The sequence below is a fragment of the Streptomyces gottesmaniae genome, from assembly GCF_031845845.1.
GTDB lineage: Bacteria > Actinomycetota > Actinomycetes > Streptomycetales > Streptomycetaceae > Streptomyces > Streptomyces akebiae.
This window is the reverse complement of the sequence record NZ_JAVRFJ010000006.1, coordinates 123127-143510: the sequence shown is the minus strand read 5'-3', so window position 1 is coordinate 143510 and position 20384 is coordinate 123127. Positions and strand designations below refer to the sequence as shown.

At 70.1% G+C, this 20384-nt stretch carries 14 protein-coding genes; 5 read left to right on the top strand and 9 right to left on the bottom strand.

The window, feature by feature from the left end:
- Window positions 1-73: 73 nt before the first annotated feature.
- From RM704_RS09390 to RM704_RS09375, 4 genes are all read right to left on the bottom strand, one after another.
- On the bottom strand, window positions 74-676 hold the full coding sequence (locus tag RM704_RS09390; protein ID WP_033528484.1) for a TetR/AcrR family transcriptional regulator: 603 nt from the start codon (window positions 674-676) through the stop codon (window positions 74-76).
- 348 nt (window positions 677-1024) lie between these two features.
- Window positions 1025-1606 carry a hypothetical protein gene (locus tag RM704_RS09385; protein WP_033528485.1) on the bottom strand — a complete coding sequence of 194 codons (582 nt, stop codon included), beginning with the start codon at window positions 1604-1606 and terminating at the stop codon, window positions 1025-1027.
- A gap of 389 nt (window positions 1607-1995) precedes the next feature.
- Window positions 1996-2568 (bottom strand): TetR/AcrR family transcriptional regulator, encoded by a 573-nt coding sequence (locus RM704_RS09380; protein WP_033528486.1) that lies wholly within the window; start codon window positions 2566-2568, stop codon window positions 1996-1998.
- 134 nt (window positions 2569-2702) lie between these two features.
- On the bottom strand, window positions 2703-3170 hold the full coding sequence (locus tag RM704_RS09375) for a winged helix-turn-helix transcriptional regulator (protein WP_033528487.1): 468 nt from the start codon (window positions 3168-3170) through the stop codon (window positions 2703-2705).
- Window positions 3171-3263: 93 nt separating this feature from the next.
- On the opposite strand from RM704_RS09375, the gene RM704_RS09370 reads away from it, so the two are divergent.
- Window positions 3264-3764: a PaaI family thioesterase gene (locus RM704_RS09370; protein WP_033528488.1), complete on the top strand. Its 501-nt coding sequence runs from the start codon at window positions 3264-3266 to the stop codon at window positions 3762-3764.
- Window positions 3765-4124: 360 nt separating this feature from the next.
- Here RM704_RS09370 and RM704_RS09365 read toward each other — a convergent pair whose 3' ends face one another.
- A complete protein-coding gene (locus RM704_RS09365; RefSeq protein ID WP_033528489.1) occupies window positions 4125-5138 on the bottom strand; it encodes an NADP-dependent oxidoreductase in 1014 nt (337 codons plus the stop codon).
- 171 nt (window positions 5139-5309) lie between these two features.
- On the opposite strand from RM704_RS09365, the gene RM704_RS09360 reads away from it, so the two are divergent.
- Window positions 5310-5783, top strand: a complete 474-nt coding sequence (locus RM704_RS09360; protein ID WP_033528490.1) for a winged helix-turn-helix transcriptional regulator — start codon at window positions 5310-5312, stop codon at window positions 5781-5783.
- A gap of 482 nt (window positions 5784-6265) precedes the next feature.
- A complete protein-coding gene (gene lpdA, locus RM704_RS09355) occupies window positions 6266-7678 on the top strand; it encodes a dihydrolipoyl dehydrogenase (protein WP_033528491.1) in 1413 nt (470 codons plus the stop codon).
- Between the two features lie 1043 nt (window positions 7679-8721).
- Here lpdA and RM704_RS09350 read toward each other — a convergent pair.
- The 3 genes from RM704_RS09350 to RM704_RS09340 form a co-directional block, all read right to left on the bottom strand.
- Window positions 8722-9618, bottom strand: a complete 897-nt coding sequence (locus tag RM704_RS09350; RefSeq protein ID WP_033528492.1) for a geranyl diphosphate 2-C-methyltransferase — start codon at window positions 9616-9618, stop codon at window positions 8722-8724.
- Between the two features lie 15 nt (window positions 9619-9633).
- The gene (gene tcp / locus RM704_RS09345) at window positions 9634-10983 is read right to left on the bottom strand and encodes a 2-methylisoborneol synthase (RefSeq protein ID WP_033528493.1); all 1350 of its coding nucleotides are present in this window, start codon (window positions 10981-10983) and stop codon (window positions 9634-9636) included.
- A gap of 152 nt (window positions 10984-11135) precedes the next feature.
- Window positions 11136-12551 carry a family 2B encapsulin nanocompartment shell protein gene (locus RM704_RS09340; protein ID WP_033528494.1) on the bottom strand — a complete coding sequence of 472 codons (1416 nt, stop codon included), beginning with the start codon at window positions 12549-12551 and terminating at the stop codon, window positions 11136-11138.
- A gap of 381 nt (window positions 12552-12932) precedes the next feature.
- Here RM704_RS09340 and RM704_RS09335 point away from each other — a divergent pair, with 381 nt between their 5' ends.
- Entirely contained in the window at window positions 12933-14717 is a 1785-nt protein-coding gene (locus tag RM704_RS09335) for a VanW family protein (RefSeq protein WP_078937210.1), read from the top strand.
- Between the two features lie 66 nt (window positions 14718-14783).
- On the opposite strand, the gene RM704_RS09330 is transcribed toward RM704_RS09335, so the two are convergent.
- Window positions 14784-17810 carry an MGH1-like glycoside hydrolase domain-containing protein gene (locus RM704_RS09330; RefSeq protein ID WP_033528495.1) on the bottom strand — a complete coding sequence of 1009 codons (3027 nt, stop codon included), beginning with the start codon at window positions 17808-17810 and terminating at the stop codon, window positions 14784-14786.
- A gap of 266 nt (window positions 17811-18076) precedes the next feature.
- On the opposite strand from RM704_RS09330, the gene RM704_RS09325 reads away from it, so the two are divergent.
- Window positions 18077-20158, top strand: a complete 2082-nt coding sequence (locus RM704_RS09325) for a SpoIIE family protein phosphatase (RefSeq protein WP_033528496.1) — start codon at window positions 18077-18079, stop codon at window positions 20156-20158.
- Window positions 20159-20384 lie beyond the last annotated feature (226 nt).

The window sequence follows — 20384 nt, the reverse complement described above, 5'->3', positions numbered from 1 at the left end:
TTGGCGTGGGCGCGGCCCAGGCCTGCGGTCTCCGGTGCGGGCGCGTGTTCGTGGGCGCGTGTTCGTGGACGTGTCAGGTCGCGGCCCTGACGTGGTCGTGCTCGACGCCCAACAGGGCGAAGGCGTTGTGGATGCCCTGTTCGAGCAGATCATCGGCGAGCTGCCTGTCGACCAGGGCTCGGGAGAGTTGCAGCGTCCCGGCCATCATGGCGTAGGCGCTGAGCGCCCGGGTTCGTGCCGACCGCGGATCGTCGGGTGCCAGACGGGCGGCGATGCCGTCGACGACCGTCAGCACACCGTCCGTGTAGGCCTGCCTGGTCGAGGTGGGGCAGCGTCGGATCTCGTCGAGCAGGGCGGCGGAGGGGCAGTCGTCGTCCGAGCTGTCACGGTGCCGCGGGGACAGGTACCACCGCACGATCTGCTCCAGTCCGGCGCGGCCGGGTGCCGCCTGGGCGACGATGTTCGCGTTCTGTGTGTGCAGCTGGTCGGCGACCGCGGTGGCCACGAGGTCGTCCTTCGACGTGAAGTGGGTGTAGAAGGCGCCGTTGGTCAGTCCCGCGTCCTTCATGAGTGCCGAGATGCCCGAGCCGTCGATGCCGTCCCGCTTGAACCGGCGCCCGGCCGCCTCGACGATCCGCTGCCGGGTCGCCCGCTTGTGCTCTGTCCCGTATCGCACCGCACGCTCCTTCTCCTCGGATGGGTCGCTCCGCCCCTACGGTCCCCTCATTGTATTGCGAACATAATTCAATGAGTCCGGGGTGCCGCCGTTCTGTTCGACGGGCCGTCGGCACCGCAGACCGCAGACCGCAGACCGCAGCCGCCGAGCACAGGTGACCGCTCGGCTCCCTCCGTGAGAGACGGTGCGCTCGCGAGACCCCTCCGCGAAGTCATGCCGGTGACCTGCGGCTTCGTCCGTCGGGGTAGCGGGCACGGATGCCCCCGTTCCTGCCCGCTGTTCACCGTGGCTGACCCCTGCGTCCGGACGACTGTGGCACGCGACCTCTCGGTCTCGAACCGGGGTCGCTCAGTCCAGGAAGTAGGACCAGAAGGGGATCGTGGCGTACCGATGGTCTTCGGGCGTCGGCACAGGGCGACCGAACTCATGGTGGAAGTAGTCGACCAGATCAGTGCCGTAGTAAATGATGTCCGTCTGGTACATGGACAGCACAGGCGTACCGGTGCGGTCGGGATCGGCCAGCAGGTACCGATGCGAGTAGATCGGCACCATGACAGGCACCTTGGCCAGGTACGTGCGAGCCACGTCCAAGGCGTCCTGGGTGCCCGTCGGCCGTGGCTCCCAGTCCGGATGCCAGAAACCGTTGTGCTGCACGTCGAACAGCACCCCCTCCACTGGCCAGGCCAACCGCTCCGCCAGGTCCTCCGGATCGCCGTCCCGCCAATCGGGCCAACTCCGGCTCCCCGTGGGGAGTCCCGCGCCCAGCAGCGTTCGGTGCTCCGGCGCGAAACGGAACCGCCAGCGTTCCTCGACGTCATCAAGCTCTCGCTCACTCATGCCTCGCTTCACCTCCACGCGGGCGGACAGCATGGCAAGCAACGTCTGGGCGTCATCTGACGTCAGGGGGTTCTCGGGGCTGATCGGATTCATGCGGGGAACGGTAGGACACCCTGAGCACGGCAAGCAGGGGGATTTCGCCGAGCCCTCAGCTCGGGCGCGACTTGGGAGGAGCGGGGATCGGCATATGGACGGGGTGATCGCTGGAGGCAGCGGACCGCGACAGGGCCGGCGGAGAGCCGCTCCCGGCTGCGGCCATTCGAGGCCGGTTCGGGTGCTGACCTGGGCGAACGGCCAAGGAGCTGCCTCGTCGGTCGTGACTGCGTTCACCGTTCACCGTGGTTCCCCGCTGGTCCCCGCTGGTCCCCGCTGCTCCCCGCTCGTTCTGGTGCGGACGAGAGCGGCCCACCGTAGGCGCCTGAAATTGGTGAGCGTTCGGGGCGTGGTTGTCGGCACCCTGAGGCATGAGCCGTGCCCTCCGCTCACCCCAGGACGGCGTAGGCGTTCCGGATGCCCTGCTCGAGGACCTCGTCGGAGAGCTTCCGGTCGGACAGGGCGCGGGACAACTGCAGAGTCCCCACCATCATGCTGTAGAGCCCGATGGCCGTGCCGCGAGCGGACTGAGGGTCCTCGGGTGTCAGGCGGACGGCGAGCTCGTCGATGATGTTCCGCGCGCCGTCGGTGTAGGCCTGCTTGGTCGCGTCTCCGCAGCGGCCGATCTCGTCGAGCAGGGCGGCGGAAGGACATCCGGTACCGGGGTGGTCACGGTGCTCGGGCGACAGATACTCACGCACGAGGTCCTTGAGCCCCTCGCGGCCGGGCCGCCGGGTGCCGTACTGCGCGAGCTGTGTGTTCATTTCGCCGGCCACGACATGGGCGACGAGGTCGTCCTTGGAGGTGAAGTGGGCGTAGAAGGCGCCGTTGGTGAGCCCCGCGTCCGACATCAGGGTGGAGATGCCCGAACCGTCGATGCCGTCCTGCTTGAACCGCTGGCCGGCCTTCTCGATGATGCGTTGCCGCGTCACCTGCTTGTGCTCCTTGGCGTAGCGCACCACGAGCTTCCTCCGTTCGCTCCCCGGGGCGGGTGCCCCGCACTCCAGCCTAATCCATGGTCTGACGTACGTAATATGACGCCCGGTACGCGACCTCGGCCGCTGACCGGTCATCGCGTGACGGGCCGGTCGGGGGCTCAGGTCCGAGCTCGGGCGCCGGGGCCCAGCCGGGCCGTGACGTCCCCGGGGGTGAGGGTCGAGTGCTCCGCGGAGCACTCGACGACGACGCGGACCGGGGCGTCGCAGTCGGTGTGGCGGACGTCCAGCACGGAGCCTTCGGGCCCGACCGCGTACGCCTCGCCCCACTGGCTCAGAGCCATCAGGACCGGCCACAGGTCCCAGCCCTTGCGGGTCAGGCGGTACTCGTTGCGCGAGCGGCTGCCCGGCTCCTGATAGGGGACGGTCTTCAGGACACCGGCCGTGATCAGTTTCCGGAGGCGGTCACTGAGGACGGCCTCGGACAGGCCGATATGGCGGTGGAAGTCGTCGAAGCGGCGGACTCCGTTGACGGCGTCACGCAGGATCAGCAACGTCCACTTCTCTCCGACCACGTCGAGCGTGCGCTGGACGGGGCAGTTCTCCGTGCTCGCCTCAAGCCACTCCATCCCGCCATCGTAGACACCTGGCTTCGTCATTGACAGTCAGGTGAACGCGCAGCTAGCTTCAGTTGCAAAAGTCAGATGGGAAGGTGCCCGGCCGTGGGACGAACGCGTACGTACCAGTGGGAAGATCCCGCGATCCTGGCGGAAGCCGCCGGGCGCATGGCCGGCATCGACTTCCTGCGCGAGCTGAAGGCCGGACGACTGCCGGGCCCGCCCATCAACTACTCCATCGACTTCACCCTGGACGAGGTGGAGTCCGGCCGGGCGGTCTTCTCCCTGACGCCGGGGGAGGAGCACTACAACCCGATCGGCAGCGTGCACGGAGGTATCTTCGCCACCCTGCTCGACTCGGCGGCCGGCTGCGCCGTCCAGTCCACCCTCCCGAAGGGCATGGCGTACACCTCGCTCGACCTGACGGTGAAGTTCCTGCGGCGGATCACCGTGGACACGGGCACGGTGCGCGCCATCGGCACCGTCCTCAGCCAGGGGCGTCAAACGGCCCTCGCCCAGGCGCAGTTGGTCGACGCGTCGGACCGGCTGCTCGCCCACGCCACCAGTAGCTGCATGCTCTTCCCGGTGCCTCCCGCGCAGGGGTGAGCGTCGGCGGCGACCCGGTGACGCCCGAGCGGTGCTGCCGGACTCCCTCGACCTCGGCGTGGAACGCCGAGACACGAGGTGAAGCAACTGCGGCGCACGGCGGTGGCGGCCCGTGACTCCACGGGCCGCCGGACCGTCGTGCGCCGCAGTCGTGCGGGGACGCCCGGAGTCGGTGGTGTGCCGGCACCGCCTCGCTCTGGCCCCGGGCGGTGGAGGGCGGCCGAGACGGCAGCGCAGCGGCACCGAGACGGCTCACTGAGGCGGCTCTCCACGGGCGTGGGCCGCTGTCACATCGCCGGCGGTGGCGGCGTCCCCCTTCCGGGGATCGTGCCGGAACGGAGGGTCCGTGGGGGACCGGTCTCAGCCGTTCTCGGACTCCATCGCGATCACGACCTTGCCGGCCTTGGTGCGGCCCTGCTCGACGTGTGCCATCGCCTCCAGTGTCTGCTCGAACGGGAAGGTGCTGTCGATGACCGGGCGGAGCTTGCCGCTGTCGTAGAGGGCGCCGAGTTCGCGCAGCTGGGCGCCGTTGGCCTCCATGAAGAGGAACTCGTAGCGCACGCCGAGCGTCCTGGCCCGTTTGCGGATCTTGCGGCTGAGTGTGTTCATGATCAGGCCCATGAAGCCGGGGGCGCCGAGCTGCTTGGCGAAGTCGGCGTCCGGCGGGCCGACGACGCTGATGGCCAGGCCGCCGGGCTTCAGCACGGTCAGGGACTTCTCCAGGTTCGCTCCGCCCAGGGAGTCCAGCACCAGGTCGTAGCCGGACAGCACCGTCGAGAAGTCCTCCTTGGTGTAGTCGACGACGATGTCGGCGCCCAGGCTCCTGACCAGCTCCTCGGTCTGGGTGCTCGTGGTCGTTGCCACGGTGGCGCCGAGGTGCTTGGCGAGCTGGATGACCGTCGAGCCGAGGCCGCCGGCGCCGGCGTGGACGAGCACCTTCTGGCCCGGCTTCACATGGGCGCGCTCGACGAGGACCTGCCAGGCGGCCAGGGCCACCAGCGGCAGTGCGGCGGCCTCCCGGAGGGTGAGGGAGGCCGGCTTGGGCGCGACGTCGTCCATGTCGATCGCGATGAACTCCGCGAAGCCTCCGATCCGCAGGTCACGCGGGCGGGCGTAGACCTCGTCACCGACGGCGAAGCCCCGCACGGCGGAACCGACCCGGGTGACGACGCCGGCGACGTCGTGCCCGAGCACGAACGGAAGCTTGTACTTCAGGAGCTGCTTGAACTCCCCGTTGCGGACCATCTTGTCCAGCGGGTTGACGCTGGTGGCGCTCACCTTGACCAGGACGTCGCGCTCGCCGACGGTCGGCTCGGGCACCTCCGCGGCGCGCGCGCCGTCCTTGCCGTACTTCTCGACGACGAAAGCCTTCATGTCGGCCGCCTTTCTGTGTGAGTGTGCCCGTGGACCTGCGCGCCCGTTCCTCGCGTGCGGCCGGGTTGATGTACCGACAGCGACGCTACTGCCTGAGTATGGAAAAGTAAACTCAGCTGAGGTTAGAATCACCCCATGGATGCGAGGATCGAAGATCTCCAAGGTGTCGGCATGGACTTCCGTCTCGACCGGGACACGTCGAACTGTTCGATCGCCCGGACCCTTGAGATCGTGGGTGAGAAGTGGACGATCCTGATCCTGCGCGAGGTCTGGTACGGATCGTCCCGTTTCAGTGACTTCGAACGTATCCTCGGCTGCCCTCGCAATCTTCTCGCGGCGCGACTCAAGATGCTCGTGGAGGAAGGGATCCTGGCCACCGAGACCTACAAGGAGCCGGGCGCGCGGAGCCGGCCGAAGTACGTGATCACGCCCAAGGGCATGGATCTGGTCCCGGCCGTGATGGGGCTGCTGCAGTGGGGTGACCGCTACCGCGCCGACCCGGAGGGCCCGGCCGTGCTGGCGCGGCACCGTGGGTGTGGCGCGCACGTCGACGCCCAGATCCGCTGCGAACGGGGCCACGCCGTGCAGGCGGAGGACATCGAGAGCATCCCCGGCCCGGCGTTTCGGATGAGGTCGGCCGGGTGAGCCGAGCCGGGTCCCCTCTCTGGCCGCCGGAGCCGGCCGGTGGGCCGCCCGCCGTGACGGAGCGGATCGAGGGGCTGCCCCGTCGTGAGCGGTCGGGCGGCACCTCGGCGCGGGCGTCAGGTCGATACCGTCCTCGCATGCGGTGCGTACGGCCGCCCGGTCGCCGCCATCTGCCTCGACCCCTCGGGCTCGGTGTCGCCGAGGCCGTCGGAGTACACGAAGTCGCCGGGGCGTCGGTCCGCCGTCGAGGATGGGGGAGCGGGCATAGATCACGGCGTCGGCGTGCTGAAGTCCACGTCCGGGGAACCGGTGCCGAGCGGGTGAACCACAGGGATGCCTCCCTCGTCCTTCACCGGTCTCCGGGCGGCGGGCGGTGGCCCGGAGAACTACCGTCGCCGTCGCATCGCTGAACAGTTCGTTCGAATCGGGAGCGAGTTGGTCTCTCGCGGGAGCCGGCCGCCCCAGCCGAAAGGAAGCCGTCCATGGACGAGCAGGGTGAGCACTTCGACGTAGTCGTACTCGGCGCGGGCCCCGGCGGATACGTAGCCGCCATCCGGGCCGCCCAACTGGGCAAGAGCGTCGCGGTCGTCGAGGAGAAGTACTGGGGCGGCGTCTGCCTGAACGTGGGCTGTATCCCCACCAAGGCCCTGCTGCGCAACGCCGAGCTCGCGCACATCTTCACGCGCGAGGCGAAGACCTTCGGCATCAAGGTCGACGGTGAGGTCTCCTTCGACTACGGGGAGGCCTTCCGCCGCAGCCGGAAGGTCGCGGACGGCCGGGTCAAGGGCGTCCACTACCTGATGAAGAAGAACAAGATCACGGAGATCAGCGGTCGCGGCACGTTCGTCGACCCGCACACGCTCGAGGTGGCCGACTTCGACGGCAACACCCGCACCATCGGCTTCGACCACTGCGTCATCGCCGCCGGCGCGACCCCCAGGCTCCTGCCCGGCACCCGCCGTACCTCGCGCGTCGTCACGTACGAGGAGCAGATCCTCGCCGAGGACCTGCCGCAGTCGATCGTCATCGCGGGCGCCGGCGCGATCGGTGTCGAGTTCGCGTACGTGCTGCACAACTACGGCGTCAAGGTGACGATCGTCGAGTTCCTCGACCGTGTCGCCCCGCTGGAGGACGCCGAGGTCTCCGCGGAACTGGCCAAGCAGTACCGGAGGTTGGGCATCGACGTGCTCACCTCGACCCGCGTCGAGTCGATCGACGAGTCCGGTCCGCAGGTCCGGGTCACGGTCACCGGCAAGGACGGGACCCAGCAGGTCCTTCAGGCCGACAAGGTCCTCCAGGCGATCGGCTTCGCGCCGAACGTCACGGGATACGGCCTGGAGAACACCGGCGTGCGCGTCACCGAGCGCGGCGCGATCGACGTCGACGGCCGCTGCCGCACCTCCGTGCCACACATCTACGCCATCGGCGACGTCACCGCGAAGCTGATGCTCGCGCACGCCGCCGAGGCGATGGGCGTGGTCGCCGCCGAGACGATCGCCGGCGCGGAGACCATGGAACTGGACTACGTGATGATCCCGCGGTCCACCTTCTGCCAGCCGCAGATCGCCAGCTTCGGCTACACCGAGGCGCAGGCGCGGGAGAAGGGCTTCGACGTCCAGGTCGCCAAGTTCCCCTTCACCGCGAACGCCAAGGCCCACGGCCTGGGCGACGCCACCGGCTTCGTGAAGCTGATCAGCGACGGCAAGTACGGCGAACTCCTCGGCGGCCACCTCATCGGCCCGGACGTGACGGAACTGCTCCCCGAACTGACCCTGGCCCAGCAGTGGGACCTCACCGTCCACGAGGTCGCCCGCAACGTCCACGCCCACCCCACCCTGGGTGAGGCCGTGAAGGAAGCCGTCCACGGCCTCGCCGGCCACATGATCAACATGTAGCGGTGGTTCGACGCCACGACACCAGGGACAGGGCCCGTTGGCGCCCGGATCAGCTTGGCGATCCCGGGCTGCCAAGGGGCCCTGATGCGTTGGCGGGGGGATCCGAGGCGGGGGCCTCGGCCGGAATGATCATGACCGTACTCGCATGAGGGCTGTCGCGGTGCCGCGGTGCGGCGTACGTGCTGCCCGGCGAGTTCCTGTCCGGCTCGCCCGGGTGCGGGTGAGCAGGGGGCGTTCAGTGGGTGCGAGTTTCGGCGGCTTCCGACAGCTGTGCCCGGGCGTCGGTGCGGCGGCGAGCCCGACGTAGCCACGCTGCGGAGGCGGCGGGCGACGAAGGCCAGGCACCGTGCGCAGGGTTCATCGAGCCACTGCGCGTCGTCGGCGACGATCAGCACCGGCTGCTCCTTGGCCAGTTCACCGACGAGCGTCAGTACCGCCACGCTGATCAGGAACCGGTCCGCCACCTCACCGGAGTTGCCGTCCCCCAGTCCGCCATGTGTCGCAGCCCCATGACGGATACGGTGACCGATCCGCTTCCGGGCCTCCCTCCGTAGTGTCGGACATGATCCATCCGCTCGCGCCCCACCGCTCAAGAGCTGTGCGGCCGGGGGAAGGACAGGGGCCGTGTCCCATGAGCGGAGGAGACGGCCCCGCCGCGTGCCGATCCGTGGGGACGTGATCGGCGCGCCGGACGGCCCGGTGGCCGCCTCCCCGTCACGGGATCGGCCGCCGGGCCCTGTCGGAGCAGGGTGATTCGGCGGAAAGAAGACGAGCTCGGGCGGGACGGGCGCCGGGGGACGGGACCGGCCCGCGTTCTCAACCGTCGAAGTCGACCGTGAGGGTGTCGGAGACGGCATACGTCTGGCAAATGAGGATGTAGCCCGCGGCGACTTCGGCCGGTTCCAGGGCCTTCACCGGAGGCGACACCCTGGGGGTCGCCGGTCTCCGGCGGCGGCAATCGCACGCGGAGCGGTGGAGGCGGCTCGTCGCCGCGCCTCGCGGGGCCGGGCCGCCGGTGAGGGCCCGGCCCCGCGAGGTCGGGGTCATACGCGGTCGGCCGCGATCAGCACGTACTGGAAGGAGCCGTCCCGGTAGGACTCGATGAACGCCTCCTCGATCCCGGTGACCAGCGAGGACGTGGCCCGCAGCTCCCAGTAGGGCAGCGTCTGCGGGGTGAGGTCGATGACGGCGTTCGGCACCAGCCGGTTGTCGGCCATGGCACGCAGGTACTCGCGGCGGGAGTGGATGTTGCACTCGAAGTGGGCGTTGATCTGGGAGACCCACTTCGACGGCTGGCCGTAACGGGGGTTCCAGCAGCCGGTGACGGTCACGTACCGGCCGCCGACCTTCAGGAAGCGGGAGTGCTCGGCGAACAGGTCGTGGAGGTCGACGTACATGGTCGACTCGTTGTTCCACGAGGCCGCGATGCTGCCCTTGTCGAAGGGCGTGTCGAGCATGTTGCACACGCGGGAGCGGACGTGGTCCTCGACGCGCAGTTCGCGCGCGCGCCGGTTGCCGAAGTCGGCCTGCGCGGCGGACAGGGTGACGCCCTCGACCTTGGCGCCGAAGCGCTGGTGAGCCATGATCATGGACCCGCCGCGCCCGCAGCCGGCGTCGACGAGGGTGTCGTCGGGGCCGACGGAACCGAGGTGGTCCAGAAGGAACTCCGCCTGCGCCGACTCCAGCCGGTGCAGCTCCGCGATGAGCTTCTTCTCGTACTCGCTGTGTGCCGGGTCGCCGAGCGCGGCGTGGTCCACGGAGCCGATGCCGTAGTGGTGGTGGTAGAGGCCGTCCACGTCGCCGAGGCGCAGGTTGACGGGGCGCGCCTCGTTGTTCCAGTAGCGGGCGATGTCCTCCTGGTACGGCGTCGCCGGGGCCGGGATCTTCGCGGTGGCGGTGGTGGGGGTGGCGGAGTTCGTGGCGGTCGTTTCAGTGGTCATGGAGATATCCGTTCTTCACCAGAAATCGGGCAGGCTGTAGCGGTAGGTATTGGTGCGGTGCCAGTCGTGGTTGCCGTCGACCCAGGCGGCCACGCCCCTGAGGAAACGCAGCACGGTGGGCAGGGGGCAGGCCTGCGCGAGGTCGGCCGCGGCGGCCTCGAAGGCGTGCTGCAGTTCGTTGTGGACCTCGACGGCCTTCAGATAGGCGTCGCGCTCGGAGAGCCGCTCGCGTTCCGCGATCACCACCGGCAGGTTCAGGTGGTGGCCCGGACTGTCGAGTTCCTTCGTGTACGAGTAGAGGTCGTTGACGATGGTCGTCGCGTTGCCGGCGAGAGCGATGACCCTCTGCATCTCCGGTCGGGCGTGCAGGTCCGCGGGCAGTTCGTAGCCGCCGACGGTGTCGGTGATCGTGGGGCAGGGGCGGAAGTTGTTGAACTGGCGCATCGCCAGGTACTCCCACACCTCCGGGACGTGACCGGTCTGCGCCCAGGCGGCCTCGGCGAGGTAGCCCATGTGCAGCCGGGCCATGTCGTGCCGGTAGCGGTCGGCCTGGGAGGGGGTGGCCGCGCGGACGAAGTAGTCCATCGCGCTGTGGTACGCCCGCCGCGGAGGGTCCGAGGCGAGGGACTCCCGCCACTGGGGCGCGTACTCCGCGGTGGTGTGGCAGTGGTCGAGCGCGGTGTGCGCGAGGAGGAGGCGCCCGCCGAGACCGACGGGGGACCCGCCGTGGTCCTCGCAGTAGCAGTCGTCGACCGCGTTCTCCGCGACCATCAGCCGCGTGGCGAGCATCAGGTGGTCGACCGTCGGGGCGTCGGGATGGCAGGCGACCATGTAACGGCCGACGGAGAACCCGTCGAACTCCCCCTCCCACTCCTCGGGATAGAGCTGGACCTCGTCCTCGGCCCAGCGCTTGATCCGGCGGCTCACCTCCTCGACGCGTACGGGATCGGGCTCCGGGACGGGGTGGTGGTAGAGGCCGGGGACCGCTCGCCCCTCGGCGGCCGGAGCGGGTGCCGGGGGCACCGGATCGGAGGGCGGGGCGCTGTACCTGTCGGCCACGGCGAGCGAGGCCGTGCCCGGTCCGGTCGGTCCGCGAAGGACCGCCCGGAGCGCGGAGTCGGCCGCCGTCGTGTCCGGCGCGTCCGGTACGGCGGTGGGGGGCGCCGAGGGCGGGGGCGGTGGAGGGGACGGGGCCTGGGGCCGACCGGGGAGCGTGACCGGCGGATGCAGTGACGCCAGAAAGCCGGAGGGGATCGGCGGGACCGAGAGGTCCGCGCCCACCGGTGCGGGGGCGTCCGGCACGGCTGTGGGCGGTGTCGGACGCTGCTCAGGGGGTGATGATCCGAGGGGCCCGGAGTCGGGCATCGGCGGCTCCTTGCTGCGGTGGGGTGGGTGCTCCGTCGTGCGGGCGTGCACGAGGGCGCACGCGCACGACGGCGTACGTGCGCGCAGGCGTACGTGCGTGCGCGGGGCGTGTGTCGGGCGCGGGACCTGCCGCGTGCCCGCGGATCAGGGCCTCAGCGCGGCCTGTGCGCGATCTGCACGTTCTCCAGCACGCCGAGGGCGTCGGGCAGGAGCACGGCGGCGGAGTAGTAGGTGCTGACGAGGTAGGAGGTGATCGCCTGTGCGTCGATGCCCATGAACCGCACGGAGAGACCCTCTTCGTACTCGTCCGGCAGTCCCGTCTGCCGGAGGCCGATGACGCCCTGGTTCTTCTCGCCGGTGCGCATCGCGATGACGGAGCTGGTCTGCTCCCTGCTGATCGGGATCTTGTTGCAGGGCAGGATGGGCACTCCGCGCCAGGCGGGGACGGACTGCCCGCCGAGGTCGACGTGGTCGGGGTGGAGACCGCAGGCGTTGAAGCCGCGTGCGATGGCGGCGATCGTCCTGGGGTGGGCGAGGAACAGTTTCGTGCCGCGCCGGCGGCAGAGCAGATCGTCCATGTCGTCCGGGGTCGGCGGGCCGGAGCGGGGCTGGAGGCGCTGCTTGAAGTCGGCGTTGTGCAGCAGCCCGAACTCGCGGTTGTTGATCAGCTCGTGTTCCTGACGCTCCCGCAGGGCCTCGACGGTGAGTCGGAGTTGCTCCTCGCTCTGGTCCATCGGACCGTTGTAGAGATCGGCGACGCGGGTGTGGATTCTCAACACGGTCTGCGCGACGGAGAGTTCGTACTCGCGCGGCCGCAGCTCGTAGTCGACGAAGGTGCCCGGCAGGTCGGGCTCGCCGACGTGACCGGCCGCAAGGGCGATCTCGGCCTCGCCGTGCTTGTTCTGCCGCTGCCGCGTGCGGGACCTGAACATGTCGACATGGGCTCGCAGGTGGGGCGCGGAGGCGTGGACGGCGGCGAAGTCGGCACGGGAGAGGGTGAGGAGGGTGCCGGGGGTCTCGGCGGTGACCGTGCAGTCGTGGCGGGCGTCGGAATCCGACAACGCGTTCCCGCCGAAGTGGTCGCCGTCCGCGAGCACCGCGACGGCGACCTCGCCGCCGTACTTGCCTTCGGAGGTCCGGCTGACCCGACCGTGGGCGATCAGATGGATCCGGTCGGCGGGGCTGCCGCGCTCGACGAGGACCTCGCCCGCCGAGAAGTCGCGCTGTACGCAGCGGTCGGCGAGGGCGGTGAGGACGTCCGTGTCCTCGAAGCCGCGCAGAAGGGCCAGTTCACCGAGCTCCCGGGGGATCACCCGGACCGTGGCGCCCTCCTGGACGAACTCGACGCGCCCGTCGCCGAGCGTGTGGCGCAGCCGTCGGTTGACCCGGTAGGCCCCGCCTCCGGCCTCGACCCAGGGCAGCATCCTCAGCAGCCAGCGGGAGGTGATCTCCTGCATCTGCGGGGCGGACTTGGTGGTGGTGGCGAGGTTGCGGGCGGCGGCGGTACTCAGGGACTGCTGCGGTGCGGAGGGTGTGGTCCGAGCTTCCGGGACGCTGTCGACGGACATCGGGGGGCTTTCTCCTAGCGCGACGGGTCGTCCGGCGCACACGGGTGCGCCGACCGGGAGACAGGGAGGGGTGGGCAACGAGGGAGAAGGATCACGGGAATCCGTCCACCTGCAAAAACCTAGCCCCCGGACCGGCCCCAGCCGCCGGGCGGACGAGATGCTTACCTCGAAGCAGTGACAATCGGTGCGAGTCGGTTTATCAGGCCGTGATGGGGCATCGCCCCGTCTCCGCCTGGCTGCCCCGGTCGGCAGGTGAGCGGAGCGCAAGTGATCTGGGACATATGATCCGGTCGCACGTTATGGGTAGCTTGAGGTTCTTGCCCCTTTCGCGGTGGTGTCTCGTCGAGCGCACCGCCTGCCGATGCCCGGTCCGGGAGACCCATGCGCCCTCGAATAGCCTCCGTGCCGCCCCTCGCCCTGGCGGGCGGTGCGCTGACCGTCGGTGTCGGCGGTCTGTATCTGGCCGGCCTGCTCGTCACGGGCGGGGAGATCGAGGCGGGTACGACGGTGCGCGGGGTGGACATCGGGGGCCTCAGCCGCACGGAAGCCGTCCGCGAGCTGGACGACCACCTGGCGGCGGCCGGCTCGCGGGAGCTGGCCGTGCGGGTCGGCGACCGCGGCGGGACCCTCGACCCGCGGCGGGCCGGACTCGCCTTCGACGTCGAGCGGACCGTCGACCGGGCGGCACGCACCGCCTCCGATCCGTTCAGCGTGATCGGCGGCTTCTTCCGCTCGGGGGGTGACATCGAGCCGGTCGTACGCCTGGAGGAGGGGAAGGCGCGCGCCGCTCTCGGGAAGCTGGCGCAGAGCCTCGACCAGCGGGTCCGCGACGGGGCCGTGACCTTCGAGGACGGGCAGGTCGAGCAGGTCGCTCCCCACCGGGGCCACGCACTGGACGTGGACGCCGCGGTCGGCACCCTGCGGGCCTCCTTCCTGCGCGGCACGGCGGACACGGTCACGGCACTGCCCGCACGCGTGACCGAGCCGGAGGTGGAGGCGGCGGAGGTGCGGCGGGCGGTGCGCGAGTTCGCGCGGCCCGCCATGTCGGCGCCCGTCACCCTCACCGCGGGCGGCAGCCGCTTCACGATCAGCCCGGCGGTCGTGGGCGAGCACCTGACGATGCGGCCGGACGACTCCGGCGGACTGATCCCGAAGCTGGACGGCAAGGGTCTGCGCTCCGCCCCCGCGGTGGCCGGCGCCCTGGCCGAGGTCACCGCCACGGCCGAGAACGCCGCACTGCGGCTGGACGGCGACCGGGTCGTGGTGGCCGACGACGCCAGGACCGGCGTGCAGGTCACCGACAAGGCGCTGAGCAAGGCCGTCCTGCCGCTGCTCACGGAGACGGGCGCGGCCCGTACCGGCGAGGTGGCCGTACGACGGACCGAGCCCGAGGTGACCCGGGAGAACGCGGCGCGGCTGGGGCTGACGGAGAAGATGTCGTCCTTCACCGTCAACTTCGAACCGGCCGCGTACCGCACGAAGAACATCGGCCGGGCCGCCCAGCTCATCAACGGCTCCCTCGTCATGCCCGACGAGACCTGGAGCTTCAACCGCACCGTGGGCCGGCGCACCGAGGCCAACGGCTTCGTCGAGGGCGTCATGATCCTCGACGACCAGTTCACCAAGGCGGCCGGCGGTGGTGTCTCCGCCGTGGCCACGACCGTCTTCAACGCGATGTTCTTCGCCGGGGTCAAGCCGGTCGAGTACGGGGCCCACTCCTTCTACATCGAGCGTTACCCGGAGGGCCGTGAGGCGACGGTCGCCTGGGGCAGCCTCGATCTCCGGTTCACCAACGACTCCGGCAAGGCCCTCTACATCCAGGCCGAGGCCACCGACACCTCGGTGACCGTCACCTTCCTCGGCACCCGGAAGTACGACGAGATCACGTCGGTCAAGGGGCCCCGGACCGATGTGAAGCCGCCGGAGAAGAAGGTGAGCACCGACGAGAAGTGCGTGCCGCAGACGCCGCTCGAAGGCTTCGACGTCACCGTCGAACGGGTCTTCCACGACGACGGCAAGGTGGTGCGGCGCGAGCCGTTCCGCACCCACTACACCCCGCGCGACGAGATCACCTGCGAAGCGCCCGAGAAGGAGGCCTCCGAGAAGGAGGCCCCGGAGAAGGAAGCGACCGCGAAGTCCGACGGCGACCGGCCCGACGACGCCTAGGCGGCGCCCGGCGCCGCCCGGGCGGGAGGTCCGCTGCGGCCGTCGAGGGCCGCAGCGGACGGTGGTTCACGAGGTGAACGGTGTGGAGCCGTCCTCCGCGGTGATCTTCCAGAGGTGGTCGGCGGTACCCGTGTCGTCCCACTGCAGGGCCTGGGCCCCGGACGACGTGGACATGTTCTGGATGCCGAGGACCATGCCGCTGTTCTTGTTGACGATCTTGGCGTAGCCGCCGCCCGCGTCGACGATCGACCACAGATGGTCGGCGGTCAGGGTGTCACCCCACTGGAGCGCGGTGGCGCCCGCGGTCTTGGATGCGTCCTTGATGCCGAGGACCTGTCCGCTGTTGGTGTTGAAGATCTTGTAGTAGCCGTTCTCGGCCGGGACGATCTTCCACCAGTGGTTGGCGCCGCTCCCGACGGTCTGCTGCTGGACGGCGCCACCGGCGGCGATGGAGGAGCCGGCGATGCCGAGTTCCAGGTTGCTGTTCTTGTTGGTGATCTTGACCCGGGGTGTCTCGGGGTACCAGGACTCCAGCTCGGTGACGCCGACGAACTTGCCCGCCTGCGGGGTGAACATCACGCGGAACTGGGACGTCGTGATCGTCGGGAAGGTCACCTCGTTGGGGTTGTCGGCGACGGGCGCGGCAGGGCTCTTCGTCTGGCTCGGGACGTTCACCCAGGCGCCGTCCTTGAGGTACTGCACGGTGTAGCTCGCCGGGACACGGATGTTCGCGCCGTCGTCGTACGTGTAGAACTTCACCTCGTTGATCTTGCGAGGAGCCCCGAAGTCGACGCCCAGGTGGTCGGTGGCGTTGGGTGAGCCGGAGTTGGTCCAGCGGTTGTCGGGGATCTTGTCGTACCGGATCCAGCCGTCCGTCGCCCGCAGCGGTGCGTCGAAGGTGGTGGGCTTGCAGGTCTGCCCGCTGTGGCAGTGCGGGCCGTTGGAGACCGTGTTGGTGTAGGAGGCGAAGGCCTTGGGGTAGGGCTGGGTGACGGTGCGGCCCAGCCAGTCCTGCTCGGCGGTGAGCGGGTTGGCGGCCACGTTCATCAGCCGTGTGGGCTGCGCCGGGGTGACCGGGGCGGCCACGTTCACGGTCGTGCTGGTCCCGATCGTCGCGGACTGGTGGATGCGCTGCCCGTCCTGGAAGATCTGCAGGCCGCTGCCCTTGCCGTAGTGCGTGCCGTCCCGGTCCCAGCGGATCGAGAGGGTGTGCCCGTGGTACGGCAGGCTCTCCACCGCGAACCAGTCCCAGCCGGACGGGATCAGCGGCTTCAGCACCAGCGTGTTGTTCGCCTGCGGCTTGATGCCCAGCAGACCGCTCAGCACCAGGTCGTTGAAGCTGGAGTGGTTGTAGTGCTCGCTGAAGTTGAACCCGTCGTAGATCCACTCGCCGGTGTCGCCGTTGGCGGCCTCGGCGACGTAGGGCTCGCCGTCCTTGTGCTGGAGGTCGGCGAACTGGGCCAGCATCGTCTGGTAGTCGGCCTTGGTGACGAAGCTCTGCGAGGGGTAGTCCTGCAGCAGGTTGGCGAGGCCGGTCAGGATCTGGCTGGTCTGGAAGGGCCAGCTCGGGCCGTTCCAGTGGCAGCAGTTGGCGTCGTCGCGCTTCTGCTCGGCGGGTATCGCCTCGTAGTTGAAGTACGGGTTCGCGGTGATCCGGTCCAGCTCGGCGAAGCCGGTGCCCTTGGTGAACTTCAGCGTGTTGGCCCCGGCCTTCATGGGGACCTGCACGGTGACGGACTTCGACTCCGAGAACTGGCCCCAGCTGCCGCCGGGCGCGTAGCTGACGGTCACCGGGCTCGCGGTGTCGCCGTTCACCACGACCTTGTGGGTCGAGGTGGCGGAGGTGGCGTTGGCGTAGTGGACCGTCACCGGGTACGTGCCGTTGCCGGGCGCGTCCACGGTGAAGGTGACCGCGCTGTCGTCGAAGTCGATCTGCCCGACGTACTTGCCGTTGGACGCCGTCGAGGAGTCGTGGGTGTTCGCGTGGACGACGGTGGCCTGCTCGGCCTCGAAGTCGTGCACCCGCTCCAGCGTCGTCGGCCCGAACGGCGCCTTGAACCGCTTGGCGTCCGTCAGGTACTTCCACGCCGACGAGTACTGCGCGTCGGGGAGGTTGAACGCCCAGGGGGCGTAGCCCATCGCCTCGCGCCAGGTGGTCCGGGTCTGCTTCAGCGTGCCGTTGGTGCCGTCCGTGTTGTAGACCTGCATGAAGAAGTTCCGCTGCGGGTCCCACAGCGAGTTCTGCACGGCGGCCTTCAGCTGCGCCGCCTTGCCGTCGTACTCGCTCGCGGTGGCCGTGTCGCCGTTCAACGTGGCGATCTTGCTGATGGCCTGGGCCGCGGCGAACATGTACGCGTTGATCGTGGGCCGGTACCCGCGGCCGCCGCTGAACCAGTTGCTGCTGTGCATCGACGTCTCGGTGTACTCCGTGGCGTCGGACAGCGGGGTCTGGTGGAACAGGTCGCTGGAGGACTGCGTGCCGTTCACCGTGACGTCGGCGTCGAAGTTGGAGTCCCACCGCTTGTAGAGGGCGATCAGGTGGGGGAGCGCGGACTTGATCTGCGCCGCGTCACCGGTCACGAGATAGCGCTGGTACGCGGCGCTGGTGATCCACTCACTGAAGTTGCGCGCACCCGAGTTGCCCGCCCCGCGCAGCCAGAAGTCCAGGTAGTCGCCCGCGTAGTCGCGGTTGTGCAGCCAGCGCCCGTCCAGCAGGTGGTAGCCGGTCGCGTCCGGCAGCGCGGTGTACGGGTTCCCGGCGTAGCCGATCGGCACGTCGTACTCGGTCGACACGTACCCGGTGCCCGGCACGGTGTAGCGCAGCGCCCGCTTGAAGGTGCTCCACCGGTAGTAGTAGACCTCGTCGATGTCGTCGTCGGGGGTGTCCAGGAACGGGATGTTGTCCTTGTACCACTGCCGCTCGTCGAGCTGGTTGGCGGCGAGGATCGCGTTCTTGTCCAGCGCGACCGCGTCGGGGTCGTCGGCCGCCAGGGCCGGGCCCGCTCCCGGGCCGGCCGACAGCAGGCCGGCGGACACCACCGAGGCGCACAGGAAGGCCAGCGCGCGGCGCTTGGGTCTGAGGGGATGACGCATAGAGGTGTCCTCCATTGGGCACTCATGCGGTGGTTCGAAATGTTCGAAATGGCGAACATTGTTCGAAAAGCTGTCAGACGGTAAGGGCGCTGATCGAGGGAAGTCAAGAGAGGGGAGCGGCTGTTCGGGACGCCGGACGCGGGGCGGCTCCGCGGCCATGCCGACCCGTGCGGGAGTGCGGTCTCCCGTGGACGGAGGTATGACTGACAGGGAGCCCGGCGGAAGGGGTGAGCGCACCCCTGTGCGCCGCCGGAAGGAGCCCCGGTATGCCTGAGGAAGAGACCCGGAGCGGGAGCGGTGGGCAGGACCGCATCACCGCCGCCCCGGGTGGGCTGCTGGATGTGCTGCGGGTGGCGGCCCTCGTCCTGGGCAGCGACGGCCGGATCGTGCTGTGGAGCCCCGAAGCCGAGTCCCTGCTCGGCTTCAGTGCCGCGGAGGCGCTGGGGCAGGACGCGGGCGCGCTGCTGGTGGACCCCGATCACCGGTCACTGGCGCACGAACTGTTCGACCGCGTGCGTACGGGCGACCGCTGGGCCGGCGTCTTCCCGGTGCGGCACAAGGACGGCTCCACCCGCCGGGTGGAGTTCCGCACCATGCAGCTGCGCGACGCCCGCGGTGACGTCCACGCCCTCGGCCTGGGCACCGACGCCGACACCGTGCGCAATGTGGAGCGGGACCTGGCCCTCTCCCACATCCTGGTCAGCCAGTCGCCGGTCGGCATCGCGGTCTTCGACACCGACCTGCGGTGGGTGCGGGTCAATCCGTCACTGGAACGCATCAACGGCGTCCCCGAGGCGGCGGTGCTGGGCCGCCGCGTCGGCGAGGTGCTGCCCGCTCTCGACGTGGAGGCCATCGAGTCACGGATGCGGCGGGTCCTGGTGACCGGCGAGCCACTGCTGGACCAGCAGACGGTCGGCAGGACGGCGGCCGACAGCGAGGAACACGCCTACTCGGAGTCGTACCACCGGATCGAGGACGCCAACGGGCGGGTGCTGGGACTGGCGATGGCGATCCTCGACATCTCCGAGCGGCAGCGGGCGACGGCCGAGGTCGCGAAGGCCCGCGAACGCCTGGCGGTGATCGCCGACGCCGGCGTCCGCATCGGCACCACGCTCGACCTGCGCCGCACGGCACAGGAACTCGCCGACGTGGCCGTTCCCGAACTCGCCGACCTCGCGGCCGTCGACGTACTGGACTCGGTGGTCAACCCCGGCGGCACGGCCGCGCCACGTACGGACGGCTCCCTCGACTTCTGGGCGCTCGCGCTCAAGGCGAACCGTCCCACCGACGCGATCGAGGCCCCGGACCCCGTCGGGGAACCCGCCCAGTACGGCCCGTCCCGGCTGGTCACCCGGTGCGTGCGCGAAGCGCGGCCGATCCTGTTGGAGCGCGTGGACGACGCGGCGATCCGGAGTATCGCCCGGAACGAGGCCGCGGCGCGGGCGCTGCGCCGCTCCGGTGTCCACTCCTGTCTGGTCGCTCCGCTGATGGCGCGCGGCGAGGTCCTGGGCACGCTCAGCCTGTACCGCACGACCGGCCCCCGGCCCTTCGACGACCAGGACCTCACCCTCGCCACCGAACTGGCCGCGCGCGCCGCCATCTGCATCGACAACGCACGCCTCTACGGACGCGAACGCGACATCGCGCTCACCCTCCAGCGCAGCCTGCTGTCCCAGGAGCCACCGCAGCACGGCGGCCTGGAGGTCGCCTCCCGCTATGTGCCCGCCATCAGCGAGGTGGGCGGCGACTGGTTCGACGTGCTGCCGCTCAAGGACGGCAAGGTCGGACTCGTCGTCGGCGACGTGATGGGCAAGGGTGTGCACGCCGCGGCGATCATGGGCCAGCTCCGCACGGCCACCCGCGCCCTCGCCCGCCTCGATCTGCCGCCGGCCGAACTGCTGCACCACCTCGACGGCCTCGCCACCTCCCTCGGCGACTCCGACACCCTGGCCACCTGCCTCTACGTCGTCTGCGACCCCCGGCGGGGCCGTTGCGAGCTCTCCCGCGCGGGCCACCTGCCGCCGGTCATGGTCGACCCGCGGGGGAGAGCCGAACTCCTCGACGTCGCCGGCGGGGTGCCGCTCGGAGTGGGTGGTGTGCCGTTCACCGTCGAGGAGCGGGAACTCGCCGAGGGGGCGCTGCTCGTCCTGTTCACGGACGGCCTGGTGGAGAGCCGCGGGACACCCGTCGCGGCGGGACTGCAGCGCCTGCTCGGTCTGCTGGACGACGCCGGGCTCCCCCTGGAGGAGACCTGCGACATGCTCCTCGGCGCCCTGGACCGCGAGCGGAACGACGACGTGGCGCTGCTCCTCGCCCGACGCGCGGGCCCGTACCCACCCCTCACGTGAGATCCCACCCGCAGCGGCGCACCGGCACCGGCGCGGACGGTCCCGGACGAGGCTCGGGCAGCGCTGCCCGAGCCCGGCCGCACCGACCCGCGCGCGGGAGCGCGCCCGTCGGCCCACGGTGACCGCGCGTCCACGTCACCCGACCAACCCCCGGGCCAAGGCGCGCAGGTCACCGCCCAGTAGAGTGCGCCTCTGTTGTTTTCGAGAGCCGCTCCCGAACCGCCGA

Bases quoted from the DNA above. Each gene is read 5' to 3' on its own strand.
- RM704_RS09330 (WP_033528495.1), bottom strand. From the start codon at position 17,810: ATGCGTCATCCCCTCAGACCCAAGCGCCGCGCGCTGGCCTTCCTGTGC.
- RM704_RS09360 (WP_033528490.1), top strand. From the start codon at position 5,310: ATGGACTTCCGTCTCGACCGGGACACGTCGAACTGTTCGATCGCCCGG.
- tcp (WP_033528493.1), bottom strand. From the start codon at position 10,983: ATGCCCGACTCCGGGCCCCTCGGATCATCACCCCCTGAGCAGCGTCCG.
- lpdA (WP_033528491.1), top strand. From the start codon at position 6,266: ATGGACGAGCAGGGTGAGCACTTCGACGTAGTCGTACTCGGCGCGGGC.
- RM704_RS09325 (WP_033528496.1), top strand. From the start codon at position 18,077: ATGCCTGAGGAAGAGACCCGGAGCGGGAGCGGTGGGCAGGACCGCATC.
- RM704_RS09335 (WP_078937210.1), top strand. From the start codon at position 12,933: ATGCGCCCTCGAATAGCCTCCGTGCCGCCCCTCGCCCTGGCGGGCGGT.
- RM704_RS09365 (WP_033528489.1), bottom strand. From the start codon at position 5,138: ATGAAGGCTTTCGTCGTCGAGAAGTACGGCAAGGACGGCGCGCGCGCC.
- RM704_RS09350 (WP_033528492.1), bottom strand. From the start codon at position 9,618: ATGACCACTGAAACGACCGCCACGAACTCCGCCACCCCCACCACCGCC.
- RM704_RS09340 (WP_033528494.1), bottom strand. From the start codon at position 12,551: ATGTCCGTCGACAGCGTCCCGGAAGCTCGGACCACACCCTCCGCACCG.
- RM704_RS09385 (WP_033528485.1), bottom strand. From the start codon at position 1,606: ATGAATCCGATCAGCCCCGAGAACCCCCTGACGTCAGATGACGCCCAG.
- RM704_RS09375 (WP_033528487.1), bottom strand. From the start codon at position 3,170: ATGGAGTGGCTTGAGGCGAGCACGGAGAACTGCCCCGTCCAGCGCACG.